The 573-nt window shown below is 68.4% G+C and carries 1 protein-coding gene; it reads right to left on the bottom strand.

The features are described 5' to 3' along the window. On the bottom strand, positions 1–573 hold a 573-nt coding region (locus tag ACLFKU_RS43925), incomplete at both ends, for a phosphopantetheine-binding protein (RefSeq protein WP_410853413.1).

Below are 573 nucleotides of genomic sequence, written 5' to 3'. Positions count from 1 at the left end.
GCCGCCACCCCAGCGGAACGTGGTAGCGGACGCTGTCCTTGTCCAGCTGTGCCAGAAACCACAGCCGCTGCTGGGCAAACGACAGCTCAAGCGGCGCCTGGCGCGATACGGCCACAATCGCCGGCAGGTGTTGGGGACCGGAGCGGCTCAATACCTCGACGATACTTGCCGCAAGATCGCCCAGCACCGGTCTGGCGAACAGCGTCGACAGCGGCAGTTCGACCCCAACAGCCTGCGACAGCCGGCTCGACACCTGTACCGCGAGGAGCGAGTGGCCGCCGAGCTCGAAAAAGTTGTCGTGGCGTCCGACCCGCTCCAGACCTAGAAGCTCGGCCCAGATCTCTGCCAGCGCCGTTTCGACTGCGCCCTGCGGCGCCTCATAGGTCGTCCGCGCATACGCACCGTCAGCCGGCGCGGGCAGTGCCTTTCGGTCGAGCTTGCCGTTGACCGTCAGCGGCAGCGCCGCCAGCGGCACGAACGCCGCCGGCACCATGTAGTCCGGCAGCTGCCCCACCAGATGCGCGCGCAGCGTCGCCGCAAGCTGCGCTTCCTGCGCCTCCTCTGCGGCCACCA

It is taken from the genome of Paraburkholderia sp. EG304 (assembly GCF_046543485.1).
GTDB classification, from domain to species: Bacteria; Pseudomonadota; Gammaproteobacteria; order Burkholderiales; family Burkholderiaceae; genus Paraburkholderia; species Paraburkholderia youngii.
The sequence above is the reverse complement of the archived record's forward strand: the minus strand, read 5'-3'. Positions and strand labels throughout refer to the sequence as shown.